13 protein-coding genes and 3 riboswitches are annotated in these 16,663 nt (G+C 41.0%); of the genes, 1 reads left to right on the top strand and 12 read right to left on the bottom strand.

Annotated elements, in window-relative coordinates; genetic code table 11:
* Positions 1–179 precede the first annotated feature (179 nt).
* A complete protein-coding gene (locus ACZ449_RS08480) occupies positions 180–1,862 on the top strand; it encodes an ABC transporter ATP-binding protein/permease (protein ID WP_464261841.1) in 1,683 nt (560 codons plus the stop codon).
* 5 nt (positions 1,863–1,867) lie between these two features.
* On the opposite strand, the gene cobO is transcribed toward ACZ449_RS08480, so the two are convergent.
* The 12 genes from cobO to ACZ449_RS08420 form a co-directional block, all read right to left on the bottom strand.
* A complete protein-coding gene (cobO, locus tag ACZ449_RS08475; RefSeq protein ID WP_464260591.1) occupies positions 1,868–2,401 on the bottom strand; it encodes a cob(I)yrinic acid a,c-diamide adenosyltransferase in 534 nt (177 codons plus the stop codon).
* 56 nt (positions 2,402–2,457) lie between these two features.
* Positions 2,458–2,640 carry a hypothetical protein gene (locus ACZ449_RS08470; protein ID WP_464260590.1) on the bottom strand — a complete coding sequence of 61 codons (183 nt, stop codon included), beginning with the start codon at positions 2,638–2,640 and terminating at the stop codon, positions 2,458–2,460.
* 39 nt (positions 2,641–2,679) lie between these two features.
* Entirely contained in the window at positions 2,680–3,933 is a 1,254-nt protein-coding gene (locus tag ACZ449_RS08465) for an ABC transporter ATP-binding protein (RefSeq protein WP_464260589.1), read from the bottom strand.
* Positions 3,930–4,973, bottom strand: coding sequence for a FecCD family ABC transporter permease (locus ACZ449_RS08460; protein ID WP_464260588.1), 1,044 nt, complete (start codon positions 4,971–4,973; stop codon positions 3,930–3,932). Before ACZ449_RS08460 ends, ACZ449_RS08465 begins: the two co-directional genes overlap by 4 nt.
* A gap of 36 nt (positions 4,974–5,009) precedes the next feature.
* Positions 5,010–5,825: a nucleotide-binding protein gene (locus tag ACZ449_RS08455; RefSeq protein ID WP_464260587.1), complete on the bottom strand. Its 816-nt coding sequence runs from the start codon at positions 5,823–5,825 to the stop codon at positions 5,010–5,012.
* A 58-nt stretch (positions 5,826–5,883) separates the two neighbouring features.
* A complete protein-coding gene (locus ACZ449_RS08450; protein WP_464260586.1) occupies positions 5,884–6,498 on the bottom strand; it encodes a tetratricopeptide repeat protein in 615 nt (204 codons plus the stop codon).
* Positions 6,499–6,830: 332 nt separating this feature from the next.
* Positions 6,831–7,013, bottom strand: a riboswitch (cobalamin riboswitch).
* 60 nt (positions 7,014–7,073) lie between these two features.
* A complete protein-coding gene (locus tag ACZ449_RS08445) occupies positions 7,074–9,023 on the bottom strand; it encodes a TonB-dependent receptor plug domain-containing protein (protein WP_464260585.1) in 1,950 nt (649 codons plus the stop codon).
* A gap of 57 nt (positions 9,024–9,080) precedes the next feature.
* Positions 9,081–10,112 (bottom strand): FecCD family ABC transporter permease, encoded by a 1,032-nt coding sequence (locus tag ACZ449_RS08440; protein WP_464260584.1) that lies wholly within the window; start codon positions 10,110–10,112, stop codon positions 9,081–9,083.
* A gap of 21 nt (positions 10,113–10,133) precedes the next feature.
* Positions 10,134–11,117 (bottom strand): ABC transporter substrate-binding protein, encoded by a 984-nt coding sequence (locus ACZ449_RS08435; protein WP_464260583.1) that lies wholly within the window; start codon positions 11,115–11,117, stop codon positions 10,134–10,136.
* Positions 11,118–11,392: 275 nt separating this feature from the next.
* A riboswitch (cobalamin riboswitch) is annotated at positions 11,393–11,574 on the bottom strand.
* Positions 11,575–11,755: 181 nt separating this feature from the next.
* Positions 11,756–13,636: a TonB-dependent receptor plug domain-containing protein gene (locus ACZ449_RS08430; protein WP_464260582.1), complete on the bottom strand. Its 1,881-nt coding sequence runs from the start codon at positions 13,634–13,636 to the stop codon at positions 11,756–11,758.
* A gap of 176 nt (positions 13,637–13,812) precedes the next feature.
* Positions 13,813–13,992: riboswitch (cobalamin riboswitch) on the bottom strand.
* A 109-nt stretch (positions 13,993–14,101) separates the two neighbouring features.
* On the bottom strand, positions 14,102–15,388 hold the full coding sequence (locus ACZ449_RS08425; protein WP_464260581.1) for a nitrogenase component 1: 1,287 nt from the start codon (positions 15,386–15,388) through the stop codon (positions 14,102–14,104).
* Positions 15,378–16,661, bottom strand: coding sequence for a nitrogenase component 1 (locus tag ACZ449_RS08420; protein WP_464260580.1), 1,284 nt, complete (start codon positions 16,659–16,661; stop codon positions 15,378–15,380). The genes ACZ449_RS08425 and ACZ449_RS08420 overlap by 11 nt, the downstream gene beginning before the upstream one ends.
* Positions 16,662–16,663 lie beyond the last annotated feature (2 nt).

The raw sequence follows: 16,663 nt of genomic DNA, 5'->3' as shown, positions 1-16,663 counted from the left end.
TCAAAATGTCTTCCTTTAACTACTAATTATTAGTATATCTTTGTTAACAGAACACTGTCAAGCACATAAAACCTTAAAATGTGTTTTTGTATATCTCTCATAATAGTCGCATATACATACCCTACCTGCCTTTTATGGAATGGTAACTTATGACGAGAGGAGCAACTATATTGATAAGAATGGCCCTTACCTATTGGTTATCAGCAGCGGGTGGAAAGGCATGGATAGTGACACTTTTTCTAATTGCTTGTACAGTACTCATCGTGCTGCTCAACATGCAGATCAACAACTGGCAAGTAGAATTTTACAGTCACTTACAGCGGCACAGCTTGTCCGGTTTTTATGATGCTTTAGTCCAATTTGTCCTGCTGTCTGCAATAACAGCAGGCACTTCAGGTTGGCAAACTCACTTTAAATTGCTGCTTCAAATACGCTGGCGCCAATGGCTAACGGATAAATATATTACACTATGGCTAAACAATCAAACTTATTTTCGTATGAATTTCATCGCAAATGCTGTAGACAATCCCGACCAGCGAATCAGCGAGGATATCAATCTATTTGTCACTCATTCTTTGGACTTGGCTACCGGATTGTTGCGCCATATAGTAACCCTTATCGTGTTTTCTAGCGTTCTTTGGCAACTATCAGGGGAACTACATTTCTCTTTGTTTGATACCAGTGTTGTTTTACACGGATATTTAGTTTTGTCTGCCCTGTTCTATTCGGCTTTGGGAACTTGGTTAACACTGGGAGTAGGGCGTCCACTCATGTTTCAAAATAATATTCAACAAAGTAACGAAGCAGATTTCCGGTACTCTTTAGTACGGTTAAAAGAGCATGGGGAATCTGTTGCGTTATATAAAGGTGACAAACAGGAAAAGGTAAATTTACTACTGCGTTTTGCCACAATCGTTACTACTTATCTTTCCATAATAAGAACGACCCGAGCCATTACCTGGCTAACTTCCGCTTACTCGCAATTTTCAATTGTCTTTGCATTTTTGATTGCAGCTCCCCGATATTTTAATGAAGAATTGCAGCTTGGCCAATTATTCGAAATATCGGGGGCTTATTGGTATGTACATTCGGCTCTATCTTATATCATTGAGAGTTTTGGAAAAATTGCTCAGTGGCAGGCTGTAACAGACCGATTAAATGAATTTTATAACCAACTCATCAAAACAGTCTCATATTCTAAGAAAAAACCAGTACCGCAAGCATTCTGCAAGCACAATGCTTTGATTATTAAAAATCTTTCAATATTCACTCCTGGCGGTCACATTCTCCTTAACAAGCTTACACTAGAAATTTATGCTGGCAACAGTCTGCTCATTACCGGTCCATCGGGCTGCGGCAAAACGACAATACTCCGAACGTTATCAGGCCTCTGGCCTTATTTCGACGGACTAATATCTTTCCCGCAAAACCATGCCATGCTGTTTCTTCCGCAAAAGCCCTATCTTCCAGTCGGTTCATTGCGCAGTGCTATTTTATACCCGCATATGCTTGACACCTCTGATGCAGTGCTCAACGAATGCCTAACATTATGCCAACTAAGTGAATGTGTTCCTCATTTAGATATCCAAGCAGACTGGTCAAAAGTTCTTTCATTGGGTGAGCTCCAGCGCCTTTCCTTGGTCCGAGCGATCTTGCATCAACCTGAATGGCTTTTCCTGGATGAAACCACCTCGTGCATTGATAGTCAAATGGAACAAGTTATGTATCAGGTACTGAAAGAAAAACTGCCTGCTTCAACAATTATTAGCATTGGGCACAGGGATACACTAAAAGCGTATCACCGACAAATCGTCGAGCTAAATGGCACCGGCATCTGGCATTCTACGCACAGCAACCTGTAATTACTTTAGAATTCTATCCCCTTTTGCGCCGTTATACCCTTTTTATAAGGATGCTTAATTTCTTTTATTTCGCTGACCAAATCTGCCCTGTCAATGATTTCCCGCCGCGCTTCGCGCCCGGTAAGCACCAAGTGCAAGGACTGTGGCTTGTTTTCCAGCAACTGAATTACTTCGCCCACAGGAACCAGTCCGAACATAATGGCATAGTTGATTTCATCCAGGATAATCATGTCCCATTTACCGGACATGCTTTCCGTTCTCGCTGCATGGAACGCTTGAGCGGCAGCTTCTTGGTGATTAGCTTCGGCATCACTGGTAGTATTTCTCACAAAACCTTCACCTAGTTGCCTGATAACAAAATCTTCCCCCATTCTCTCAGCAGCCTGTAATTCACCATATTTCCAGTTGCCTTTGATAAATTGTAATATTAATACCTTAAGTCCCTGCCCCCAGGCTCTCATTCCCAGCCCCAGTGCTGCTGTTGTTTTCCCCTTGCCATTCCCTGTGTTTACAATAATTAAACCTTTGGTTTCTGACATAATAATAGTCCTTCTTTACTTATTTTTTTTGCAATCACTGATTGCAGGAACTGAATTCATATCCAGCATTTTTCCTGGAGATAAGCCATCTGCCTGGCCTTAAAACACCCCTCCAAATACTGTGGAGCAGTTACCTGTAAGGCATTCTTTTTCAGGTAACTTATCTTAGCAGATTTATTTACTTGCTCTGAATGGTCAGTGTCATCTACCGGCCAATTCTTGGGAATATATTGACGCATATCATTTTGCCCTCCTGCTAATTATTGTCCACGCATCTGCTAAAATTCTCCGTCAGCTATCTGTGCGGCAAACTGCATAGAGTTTAGAACAGTCACCTGCGGCAATGTAAGCAAATCACGGTACAATTTGGTTGCTTTACCACCGGTAAAATCGCGTTCTTCGATAGCTGTATCTTCAATAATAATAAGTTTTGGGGCAGCAAATGCCGCCTCAAGATTAGCTAAATTTTGTTGACCATAATACAGATTGCTTAGCACTGTAAAATCAGCAGCAAGCATTTTTTCTCTGTTTTCTCTTCCTTGTATTTTATCAATAACGCAAAAAGGCTGGCCGACTATTGCCTGTATGCCAAAAGCCAAAGCTACATCAGTATCAGTATCGCCTTGTTGAAAAACGCCGCCGCTTAAGGTATATGCTTTTTCATGCAGCAACCGCATAATAGTCCCGGCAGAACCGCCGCCACCAATCACGTGGACAGACGGTTGCCGTGTAGTAGTTCCGGCAGCTTCATAGGTATGAATATCTAGATTGCCTGTTACTTTATTAACAAAAACAGCTGAATGCAAGCCATAAGCTTTTTCCAGGTTCTCGGTAGTGATGACTTCTTCCGGTTTACCGTCAGCAAGTATAGTACCACCAGCCAATAAAATTAGACGCGTACAAAACTTAGCAGCCAGTTTGATATCATGGGCAATAATAAACACCATTTTGCCCTCTTGGCACATAAGCTGACAATAGCGGAAGATTTCTTCCTGATACACCAAATCCAAACTGGCAGTCGGTTCATCCAGGAAGATTAGCGGTGTCTCCTGCGCCAATACTTTTGCTAGCAGAATCCGTTGTCTTTCTCCACCAGATACTTGTCGCACCGATTTATCAGCTAAATTCTCGACGCCGGTAAACGCCATATACTTTTTAGCAATTTCATAATCCTCATTTTCCTCATTCTGCCACCACTTCAAATAAGGGTAACGTCCTGCCAATACGATTTCTAGCGCAGTAAATCCAAAACCAATATTTACTTCCTGCTGCATATAGGCAATAGTACGTGCCAGTTGTTTATCGCCCATAGTATGTATTGACTGTCCAAAAACCTGGACAGTTCCGGCGCTAATGGCTCCCAGGCCACGTAATCCACGGAGCAACGTACTTTTCCCCGCACCATTAGGACCGATAATAGCAACAAATTCGCCAGGCTTAACTGCCAAAGAAATATCCCGCAAAATAACATTATCACCAATAGTAACACCTACGTTAGCGGCTGCTAACGCTGGTTGACTACTTGCATTCATGACAGTCCCCCTCCTTTCTGGGCTTTGCGTAGCAAATACAAAAAGTAGGGCGCACCTAGTAGTGCGGTCATAATACCAACCCGAACCTCAGATGGTGGAATCACCAGTCGCCCCAGTGTATCACAGGCCACCAGAAATAGCCCGCCCGCCAAGGCACAGGCAGGTAATAGCGTCCGATGCTCTGGCCCAAGCAAAAGACGCATAATATGGGGAACCACTAAGCCCACAAAGCCGATTGTACCACTAACACATACAGCTGTTGCGGTTGTCAATGCTGAGATAACTAAGAGTATTAACCGAAAAACTGCTACCGGAACCCCTACAGAACGTGCTTCTTGGTCCCCTAAAACCATAATGTTGAGATGTCTGGCCAATAAAAACAAAATAAGAATACCGATAATAATTGGACCAGCGGCCAGATAAACATGTTCCCAGCGGCGGTAATCCAAGCCCCCTACTACCCAGAATAAAAACTCCCGTAGCCGATTCTCGTTCATGAAGGTAAGTATGCCTGAAGTCAGAGCTCCCATTAGCATGCTTACGGCAACACCAGCCAATAGGAGCACCATCACCGGTATTTTGCCATCCCGCATGGCTAACGCAACTGTCAACCCGACTGCTAGTAATGCACCTGTCAAGGCAAATACGGGCATGTAAAAAATTCCATTAGCTGTCACCCCTAAAGCAATCGCAATAACAGCCCCAAGCGCCGCGCCGCTTGATACCCCGATAATTCCCGGGTCAGCCAGCGAGTTACCAAATACTCCTTGCATTACGGCTCCTGCTACCGCTAGGGCTGCTCCTACCAGTAGTCCTACCAAGGTACGCGGCATACGAATATGCCAAATAACGGAAGTCTGTTCAGGAGTAACACCAGTCCCGTCTAGGCCTGGCAAGTGTAATTGCTTCCCGATAACTGTCATTGCCGCATCAATCGGTACACTAACCTGACCCCAGGCCAGCGAAAACAAAATGACTATCAGTAATAGTACAGTCATCCCTGCAAAAAACGCAGCTTTATTTTTAACCCTGCCTGTCATAATGCAGATCCCCGCTTGCTGACTGTTGTCGCCTGTTTAGTCATCACCATAAGCAAGCACCAACTCCTCTAATTCGGTAAAGGCCATCGGGGTTGGCACACTTAGCGCTGTATTCTCACAAATGAAATCGGCTAATTGCCGATAAATAGCCGCCTGCGGCGAAGCTGCCGCGAATTCTATTACTGTCTTACGATGAATCTCGGCTTTATTAACCGTGCGTTCCCTGGGAATATAGGCTACTAGGCTAGTATTTAACCTTTTCGCAAATTCCTGAAGTAATGCTTGTTCATTAACAATACCCCGGCTGTTGCCAATAATACCACCAAGCCGCACTGGCCCCCGGGAGGCATAACGAGCTACCCCTTTGGCAATATTATTGGCCGCATACAGCGACATAAGTTCACCAGAAGAAACAATATAGATATCGGTTGCATAGCCTTCCCGTATGGGTACAGCAAAGCCGCCGCACACCACATCGCCCAGTACATCATAGAGAATAATGGCATCCTCAGGTAAAGCTTGCAAGTCTTTCAGCTTTTCCAATGCCACGATGATACCGCGTCCGGCACAACCTACCCCCGGTTCAGGCCCGCCTGCTTCCACACAATGTACGCCGCCAAAACCAGTATGCACAAGTTGTTCCTTCTTTACCTCTTCTCCGTATTTCTTAACCATATCGAGGACAGTCTGAGAACAGACCCGCCCTAATAAGAGCCGTGTCGAATCATTTTTGGGATCACAACCAATTTGGCAGACCTTGTACCCACGTTCAGCCCAAGCCGCAGATACATTGGCCGCTGTCGTAGATTTCCCAATACCACCTTTACCATAAAAAGCAATTTTTTTCTGCATATTCTTTACCCTCTCCTATCATACTACTATTGAAATTAGCATCTATTTCCTGTTAGCATTATGGCTCTACCCCAAGCGTTTTTAGCATTTTTTTTGCTACCGCAATGGCTTCTTGCGTTTGTTTATCTGCCGGCACATTGGCCAGTAAACTTTTATAGGCTGCAATAGCCTCGACATTTCGTTCCAACTTTTGATAACAGACTCCTTTAATCAAATAGGCTCCTGCATGCTGAGGTTGAACGGCAAGAACTTGCTCTACGTCGCCGATACCAAGCTCATACTGGCCTGTATAGTAATAACATATCCCGCGCCGGAAGTGAGCCTCAATATCATAGGGAGATATGTCAATAATACTGCTATAATCAGCCAGTGCTGCTTCATACTGCTTGGCTTCAGAATAGCTCAGTCCCCGTGCTGCATAGGCCTGCACATTTTTCGGATCTAGTTTGAGCGCCTGCGTATAATCAGCTATTGCTAGCGTAAGCTGATTATTACTCGTATAGGCTTTTCCCCGTTTCACATAGGCTGCCACATCATTCGGATTAGCCGTAATAGCCTTGGTGCAAGTGGCAATTTGCTTGGCATCAGCATCTTTTTGTTTATCGGCAGCAAAACCAAGCGATACATTGGTCATAATGAAAGCAAAAACAAGCAATAGAATAATTTTTTTCAACAAAAACACCTCTTTCAGAAATTTGTATACAAGGGGGTTAATTTTTTACAAAAACCTTTAATCCCGAATATATAGTAACGCTGCTCAGCGCTCTAAGAAAAAAAACTGCGGGTCATAATAGACCCGCAAACATGAAGGAGTTTAGAAGAATGGAACTAATAAGAAACTCCCGGCTACCGTGGGCAGCCGGGAGGATTTCTACAGCATAAAACCAAATAAAAACTCCTGGTCTATGACCAGGAGTAAATTCAGCAAGGCAACATAACTTACTTGGAATAACTCCAAGATAAGCAGATGCAACTGTAATCTCCTCCCCATCACTCGTGGGTAAAACGGCGATCTTTAGACAGGCAGTTCTCCTGGCTCTGGATCATAGCTCGTCCAAACCTTCCCAAGACTCTCGTCCCAGTGGTATATTCTTGGATTCACTCCCCATTACAGTGGCGGGACCGCGCCGGTGTTACACCGGTCTTCCCTATTAAGCCCCTAAGGGCACCTGACTCAACTATATTCATTTATTTCTAATTTTAGCACTCTTTGGCAGGTATTGTCAAATACATTCTTACAGGACTTGTTTAGAAGGTATACTTGTAGCTTACTGTCCAGTTAAACGGCAAATCCAAATTCTCATATTTATTTACAGAATTATCACGGTCAAGTATATTATATAAATTCAAAATAACTGATTGGTTATGTTCCGGCTGATAGTTAATTGTGGCATTTAGCTGGATGCGATCTGGAACATCACTAATGTCTCCATTGATTCTGTAGTAACTTTCTTCACGATCACCTAAGAATAAGAAATTAAGATTAGTCAGCCATTTGTCTTTATTGTAAGTTACGCCGGCGGTTGTTTGTATTCTGCTGTTACTTTGTTCCCAAGAGCCACTTTCATTATTTTCCGGGTTAGAATAACTAAACCCGATATTATATTTCCAGTTATCATTAAGAATTTTTACATATTCTGCTTCAATACCGGTGTTACGAAAATCTCCCGCGTTAGTCATATAGTCAGTATTGTCTTCATTCTTTTTCCAAACAAACTGATCTTTTATATCCATATGATAGACTGCTAATTTCAAAGACTGATTTTTATCAATTATCTTTTTTAGCCCCATTTCATAATTCCAACCTTGTTGGGGTTTTAAGCTGTTGAAATCAGCATCTTGTTTTGAAAAATATTGGTTTAGCGCTGGCATTTGAAAGGACTTGCCGATATTAGTATACCAGGAAGTATTGTCATTTATTTTATAAAGTGTCTGGATTTGTGGCAAAAAGACATTTTCGGTTGTCGCATAATCATCAATAAAATGCCCCCGCAAGCCTAGTGTTGTACTAAACTTAGGATTAACAGCATAGGTATAGGACCCATATACAGCGAGACTATTGCGTAAAGCATTTTTACGAATAGCCGCAGCGTCAGTAGAAGGGTCATTATAATGCTCTTGCGCTAACGTAACTCCGGCAATCAAAGTGTCAAGGTCATTTCTCAACTGCCATGTTTTTTGAGTATCCCAATTTAGACCATACATGTTATATCGTTCACTAATAGCCCACTTTCCGGTTGAATAGGTATATTTATCACCAAATGAATATCTTTTGTTAAAAGATAGAACAGACTTAACATTATTGTTTTTATTATCATAGATTAGATTTAGATTATTACGTATATCATCATATTTATACAACATGTAGCTCGAACCGTTCACATTGAACCGCGGACGATTGGTTTGCAGATTGGTATAAGACCAGTTAAAGGTCAAGTCATCATTTAGCTGGGTTGTATAATAAAAACTGTCCTTAGTGCCTTTATATAAGCCATAAGGCTGAATTGCAGCATTAGTTGATTTATTAGTGATATTATCTCTTGAAGTCCTGTCAACCGCAGCAATATATTCTCGTTTGAGATAAATAGCGCTGTTACCAAGTTCTGAGCTTACAGACCAGTTTTTATTATAGTTGCCACCTGAGATACCCACAGTACTTTGCTGCTTGCTCCCCGGTTTTTTGGTGATAATGTTTACTACACCGGCTAACGCTTCCGATCCATATAGTGTAGAACCTGCGCCCTTAATAATTTCAATTTTCTCGACCGCTTCCAGTGGAATTCCACCAGACCCGTTATAATTCAATAAATTGATCGGGGCACCGTTGACCAAAACCAATGTTCCCTTATCAAGACCACGGACCATCGTTCTGCTGGGAGACATACCATAGTCAGTACCTGTCGGTCCATAGGACATGCTGTTAAAGCCAATGGTATGTTCTAACGCGTCAAAAACATTTACAGCGCCAGTTTCTTTTAGTTCTTGAGCAGTAATTACTGTTACTGACGCTGGTGTATCCAGATCTCTGGTTTCACTGCGTTGGGCCGTAACAACCACCGAATCTAATGTAAATTTATCTGTATCATCGGTTGTTGCCGCCCAAACACTACTTGCAGGAAAGTATACGCTGTTAGCAAGTAACATTCCTAAGCAAACCTTTTTCCATAAATTTGACTTGGCAAGATTTTTTTTCTTCAATGGAAAAACTCCTCTCAAAAATTTAATAAATTACCCTTTATCACTAACCTAACTTAACTATTGGTTGTGCATTCTTCGTAACAAATACAAAAAGTATGGAACTCCTAAAATTGCCGTCATAATGCCTACGCGTATTTCGGATGGACACAGCAATATCCGTCCCAGTGTATCGCAAATCAGTAAAAACATGCCGCCGGCCAATGCGCTAAAGGGTAACAGGATACGGTGATCCGGCCCCACAAGCATGCGAGCGATATGTGGAATTACCAAGCCAACAAACCCGATATTGCCACTGACACATACCGCCGTAGCCGTGGTCATGGAAGCAACTAGCAATAAAAGTACTCTAATGGGAACAATCGCCATCCCAACAGCTCTAGCCTCTGTTTCACCAAGGACGAGAGTGTTAAGCTGGCGTGCTAACAATAACAGCACGCTAATACCTATGCTAATAGGCCAAAAAGCTAGGTAAACATGCTCCCAACGCCTAAAGTCAAGACCACCAACCATCCAGAATAGATATTGCTGCATTTTTTGTTCGTTGATATAGGTTAAGATACCAGAATTTATTGCTCCTAAAATCATACTTACGGCAACGCCTGCCAACAAAAGTGCCATCACCGGAATCTTTCCTTGCCGTATTACCAGAAACACAGTAATACTGACAGCCACTATCGCACCGATAAAAGCGCAAAGCGGCATGTAAAAAAGATTCAAAAAGCCACTTCCTGAAGCAATGGCAATCATAGCACCGGTAGCCGCGCCACTTGATACACCGATAATACCCGGATCTGCTAAATAGTTTCCAAAAACACCTTGCATGACTGCACCAGAAACAGCCAGCGCCGCACCTACCAGGAGACCCACCAACGTTCGTGGCATACGTATTTGCCAAAGAATAGCTTGTTGCTCTAATGTAAAATCGTCCGCGCTGAATCCAGGCAGATACAGTTGGTAACCTACTACAGCAATAGTTCCAGTTAAGGAAATATCCACCTGTCCAAGAGTAAGAGATAAAATTATTACAAGAAAAAAGTATACCAACAATACAATAATTTTTCTCTGATTCCGTCTATATAGATTCCGCATGATGACCTTCTTTATGTAAAATTAAAAAAGCTCCGGATAGGCTGTTTTGGCAAACACCTCAATACTTTCAACAACATGCTGTGAGGCTACATAGCGATACCGGTCAGAAACAAGTTTTACTTGATTATTGCGGACTGCGGCAACATTCTCCAAAGCCGGGTCAGTAATAATTTGCTGCCGGTAGGTATCAACATCACTTCGTCTGTCATAATTCCATGTTGGTAACATAAATATATCAGGATTTACGGCAATAATTTGCTCTTTGGAAAGACGATTTTCTCCTTGATCTATCCCTTCCTGGAGAGCACCGTTACGCAAATGGGCATATCTAAATATATCTGCTAACAGATTATTTTTACTGCCGATAACACCGATAAAGTCAAAGGCCATACAACATTTGTTTTTATCTGGTGTAACTGGGGCTAGTTTTTTTTCAAGCTGTCGCAAGCGTTCCTCCATTTGGTCAATGATAATTTGACCTTTGGTCTCTTCGCCCACCACTTGAGCAATATTCCTTACTTTTTGTTTTACTTCTGCCACAGTTTTGGGGCTTTTGGAAATATATACAGGAATTCCAACTTCGCGCAGTGTTTGTACCGCTTCCGGGCGCAGGTTGGAGGCCGCTGCTATAATCAGATCTGGTTTGAGTGCAATGAGCGCTTCGGCATAGGGTACGGCCCTTTGGGTCACTTTGGCAGCTTGTTCAGAGGTAATAAAAGTTATTCCCGGGTCATCGGCCCAGCGGCTAAAAGCAAGGATTCTTTCCATTGTAACAAGCTCCACCAACATCTCATCTGAACTATACGCAAGCGACACGATACGTTTTGGCTTGTCTGCCAGCAGCATGGTATATCCACTATCATCTGTTACAACATAACCACCTTGGTAGTTTAACGGTTTGTCGCTAGCCTGTCTGACCGGGCAACCGGAAAGTAATAAACACAGCACACTAATACTGAACAAACACACTAACTTCTTCCTGCTTAGGCTGCTTGTTAGCCTCATTTATTCACCTAACACCTCCTTTCAGTAAATGATCTGTCTAAGTAAAAGACGCCGATCATAATCGACTCACAACTATTAAGGTGTTTATAAGAATGTTACTAAATAAGAAACTCCCGGCTACCATGGCAGCCGGGAGAATTTCTACAGCATAAAACCAAATAAAAGCTCCTGGTCTATGACCAGGAGTAAATTCAGCAAAGCAACATAGCTTACTTGGATTAACTCCAAGCAAAGCAGACGCAACTGTAATCTCCTCCCCATCACGCGTGGGTAAAACGGCGATCTTTAGACAGGCAGTTCTCCTGGCTCTGGATCATAGCTCGCCCAAACCTTCCCAAGATTTTCATCCCAGTGGTATTCCTCGGGTTTACTCCCCATTACAGTGGCGGGACCGCGCCGGTGTTACACCGGTCTTCCCTATTAAGCCCCTAAGGGCACCTGACTCAACTATATTCATCTGCAGCTAATTTTATCACTTTTTGCCAGGTAGTGTCAAATAACTTGTTGTAGGACTCACTTCCATTACAGCGGCTGAACTACGCCACCTTTCATAATCTGGTGCAACTTTCGCTGCTCAGAGCCCACTTCTTGAAATAGTTATTATGTAATTTTGGATAAAATTCCTTATTTCCCAGTATTTAGAAGAAATATTCCATACCGATGCGAATATTTCTTCCTGGGGAACTCCACCATTGTTCATTTGGGGTCGTACTCCAATTGTACCGAGCATTAGAATGCTCCGCATAGAATTTATCAAAGATATTATTCACTTTCACAAATGCTTTAATATCTTTGTTTACTTGATAATTCAAACCAATATCCCATAACCAGTAGGTAGTTGCCGGAAAGAAATTATCCACAGCATCAGCCGTTTGGGGGCCAAGTCTATCTATTATGCCTTTTCCTACAAGAGAAACATCCCATTTACCGGCAGTGTAATCAGCGCCAATATTCCATGCACCTTTCGGAACATATCCATCCACATTTGCCGCTCTTTGTGCTGTTGCATCTACATTTGTATGCACATACCCAACATAAGCACTCAGTGCCTTGGAAAATTGCTTCCGCAATTGAATATCCCAGCCATCTGACTTTTCGTCTCCAACATTTGTATACTTAGGCGCAACATAGCCGATCCTATCTTTAGAGTCCCGTTTAAAAACATGCGCTGAAGCAACAAAAGTATCATCAATTCTATGGTTAATACCAATTTCAGAAGTATGTCCGGTTTCCGGCTTAATATTAGGATTACCATATTTTACACTATATAAATTGGTTGGGGAAGGCGGAATAAAATACTCGCTATACCCTACATACATATTGGTTTTATTGTTAAATTTATATCCTAAGTTAACACTTGGAGTAGTGTGATTACCAAAGCCGGAGTTATCATCATAACGTACGCCGCCAGTTAATTTCCATTGATTGGTAATATTCCATTGATCTTGCAGATAAAGTGCGCGATTCGTTAATTTTTTGTCATTAAAAGAAATTACTTTGTCTTCAGTGAATTCAAATCCAGTTGTTAAGACATGAATATTTTTAAAGCTTTTTGTAAACTGATCAGAAATTCTTGTTGTTTTAACTTTTGTTGCATATAGGCTACCACTATCTTGCTGATATAAATCATCATACATATTAGTGCTAATTGAAAATTGATTGGTGGTACTGTCGTCAAAGCGAGTATTATAAATCAATTTTCCATTATAATTATCTGTTCTACCAGATTTAAATCGTTTATCCCACAAAGACATAAATTTATAATCAGCTTTATAAGTATCATATGTTAAGGTCAAATCTGATTTATCGCCAAACTCTTTTGTAAGTTTAAAGCTTGTCGTATCGGCATTCAAAGCTGTCGGTGTCGTAACTCCTTTGCCATCTTTAAAGTCGCCCAGCAAATTCTTTTGTGCAAAAACCCGCCAGGACCAGTCATCTTGACGGCCTTCATTCATAAATGAATAAGTTTCGGCACTGTAGCTTCCACCTTCCACCTTTAATTTAGATTTGTTTCCATCTACTTTTTTGGTAATAATATTGATAACCCCGCCTTTGGCGTCAGATCCGTACAAGGTAGAAGCAGAACCTTTCAACACTTCAATTCGTTCAATATTATCTAAGTTGTTAAACATGGTTGCAGAGAACTTTGCACCTGCGGAATTAACTTTTACACCATCAACTAAAACAACAACTTCTTCCGCACCATTAATTCTTAGTCCATTACTGCTATTATACCCAGCCAAACTGTAGTTGCTAATACTAACACCTGGCACTTCTCTCAATGCATCTGATAAATTTGTATAATGCTTTTTTTCTATGTCTTTACTTGTAATAACAGTAATATTGGCATTCGCATCAAATTCTTTTACTGGTGTTTTCGTTGCTGTTACGACCACTTCATCAAAAAAGTATTCTTTTGATTCTTCCGCGTGCACTGTACCACTCCAAACGAAACTTGCAGAAAGTGTAATTGCAGAAACCATTGCCAATGTCGCTTTTTTCTTTGAAATTTTTTTCATCAACATAACTCCCTTATTTTTATTTTCACTCTTTGCATTAATAAATATTAAAAAGCCTTTCTCAACGCTCGAGAAAGGCTTTTTAGTATTACCAATATGTTAAACTTGCCACTGATTCCATGACAAAATAAACATTGTTAATGTCCTAAATTACCATCCCATCGCTCGTAGGATTTTTGGCAAATGAAAAATAGGCAGTTCTCCTGGCTCTGGATCATTGCTCGTCCACGCCTTCCCAAGATATCTCTCAGTGACATTTTGTGGATTTGCTTCCCCATTACAGTGGCGGGACCGCATCGGCACTTCACCGATTTCCCTATTAAGCCCTTTCGGGCACCTATTTTCTCTTAAATATTCAATTAAAACATATAATCATTCAGAATAAAAATTTCACTTTACTTAATAAGATAAACTATATACTGCTCATACAGTCAAGCCTTTTTATAAAATAGACTTTATTCCTGTTTATCTGGAGACTGGGTTTAAATAGACCATTGTCTGAAAGTTTTCTATGATCTCTGCCAACAAATACTTCCAGCCTAAGATTCCGGCATAAGGTCTTTCATATACAGTGACCCCCTGCATTGGTAATAATAAGTTCTTAAAAATAACTTGCTGGTAATGTCCTATTTCAAGTCTGCTCTGGACATTACCAAAAACCAAATCAATACTTTGCTCATCATCAATCTCTAATTTATCAAAATGCAACCATTTTTTTACTCCTTCAATCTTTGGATAACTCTGCTCCGCCGGTCCTTGTATGCGCAAAAAAATTTGTGCTAAGTCGGGAAACTCTTTTTGCAACGCTTTTGCTATTCCATAGGCATGGCCATAAGTAAGTTCCATGTAGACATTTCCAAAAGTTATGTTTTTATTATTTCCCTTCATTTGAAAAATTGCCTCATCAATTTTTTCTTGATTAATTGCAACTTCTGCTTCTAATTGTTGCAAATCAACATTTATCCCCAATTTTGATGCGATTCCCTTCAGCCATGCAAGTGAACATTGCATGCCATAGGGAATTGGCGCAATAAAAAATTCCTGTCCAAGTTGTTCCTGCAATAATTCTGCTAAAGAAACTCCTAATTCCGGATGTAAAACCAGATTAAAGGCTGCTAACGGTATTTTTTTTATTTCCTCTATTGGCACTCCGTCAGCGCCTAAGCAAACTCCTACCTCAATGCCTGCAATGCGGAGCATTCTTTTCACTTCTTCCAAATCACCTTTCCAATTTGGATAACTAGTACACCAGCCAATAATATTAACCAGATTTGTTTGACAATATTCTGTCCTAGTAAGTTTGAATTCTCCTAATAATTTCTTTGCCGCTTCTTGATAGCCTGTCCAAAACTCCCCATGTAACCCCCCAGCATCCATAAAAATTACCGGACAATTCATTTTTGCTCGTTTGCAAATCCCCCCAATATCATCACCAATCAAACTAACCGAACAGCTATTTAAGACTGTAATCACTTCAGGCTGGCATTCATTCTTCACCTCATCAAGCGCATTCAACATTGCATCATCTGCACCATACAAAAGATCAAACTCTTTTACTTCCGAACAAAACATTTGTTTTTCATATTTTTTCTCAACACTGGCCATTTCACGTTCTGCAATCATCGCACACCAGCGAGGCCCATTAATTAAAACTGCACTATTTTCTATACTGAGAAAAAACGCGGCTGCACCTGCTAGCTCACAACGGCTTTGACAAGGAAGCCATTTCTCCATACTTTGCTCAGTACTCATACAGTATTCTCCTTCCTTTATCTGCTACTGTTGCAATTACTTTTTTATATAAATTTTCTACGCCCCAAGTCCCCACTTGTTGCACTGCAAGGCATAATTGATGTGGAATATCAATTAAAGTAGTCGTCGTAAGCGTAAAATCAACTTTGTTTATCCATTCTTTTAAATTATTTTCCTCAAAACAAGGCACATCTGTAAATTCCGCCAAACGTTTTCTATGGTCTTCTTTTTCTTTACTTGTTAAATCGTTATGAAAAACGACTGCTTCTAACTTAACGCCAGCGACAGCTAACGTTTTAATATGCTGCTCGGCATCAAAATACCGCCGAGGATGTCCAATGACAAATATATATTTTTTCTTTACTAATAAATGACCTTTTTCTTCTAGAAAATCAGCTATTTTTCTCTTTTCTTTTTCCCAGGCAGTTTGGGCTGTCTTTTCGCACTGCAACAGTTTCCCTAATGCTAATAGCCACTGCTTTGTGCCTTCGATTCCGCTAGGATAATTATTAGGATAGAACTTTGCATCATAGCGTATCGCCAAACCTTGCGCATAATTTTGCAATTTTTCAAAATGATCTCTCGAAATACCAACAGGAATAATTAATTCCACTTCCGTTATAAGAGAAAACTCTGCTTTCGTCGTTGCATTAGGCGGAAACAATATTTTTTGAAAGCCAAAATAACCCAGCAATCGTTTAACTTCTTGAATATTATGTTCATTTCCCGTTGCTGCATTTTCTCCAATAATCATGGCAATTTTCGCTGGCGTTTTTTCCTGTTTTGGTATGGCAAACCGTTCCAGCAGATATTCTAGCATTCTAATATTGTTATCAATATAATGTTTACTCATAAAGCCAGCTCCAGGAACAACAATCACCGGAATATTGGAAATTTCTTCAATTTCTTTTCCTATGGCAATAACATCATCGCCAATAACCCCGGCCGTACACCCTGGAACAACAATGACATACTCAACATCCGGCATTTTTATAACATCACGTAAACATTGACGCAAAATTTCTTCACCGCCAAAAATGGCTTCTTTATCCGATATTCCCGTTACAAACAAATTGTTTTTTTTAGGTACTAGCATCCCCGGATCTCTCAAAAATTCTCTCCGTTTAATATTCCAGTAACTTCCCAAAGCTAAATGCGAACATGCTTTGGGTGTATGAAAAATGACAACCGCCCCTGGGTTACAGGCAACAGCTAAATACGCACTGCCTAAATTACAGTACACCGGGCTTTTTCGTTCAGACTGTCTAATCATAA

Source organism: Desulfosporomusa polytropa, from assembly GCF_055380075.1.
The sequence above is the reverse complement of the archived record's forward strand: the minus strand, read 5'-3'. Positions and strand labels throughout refer to the sequence as shown.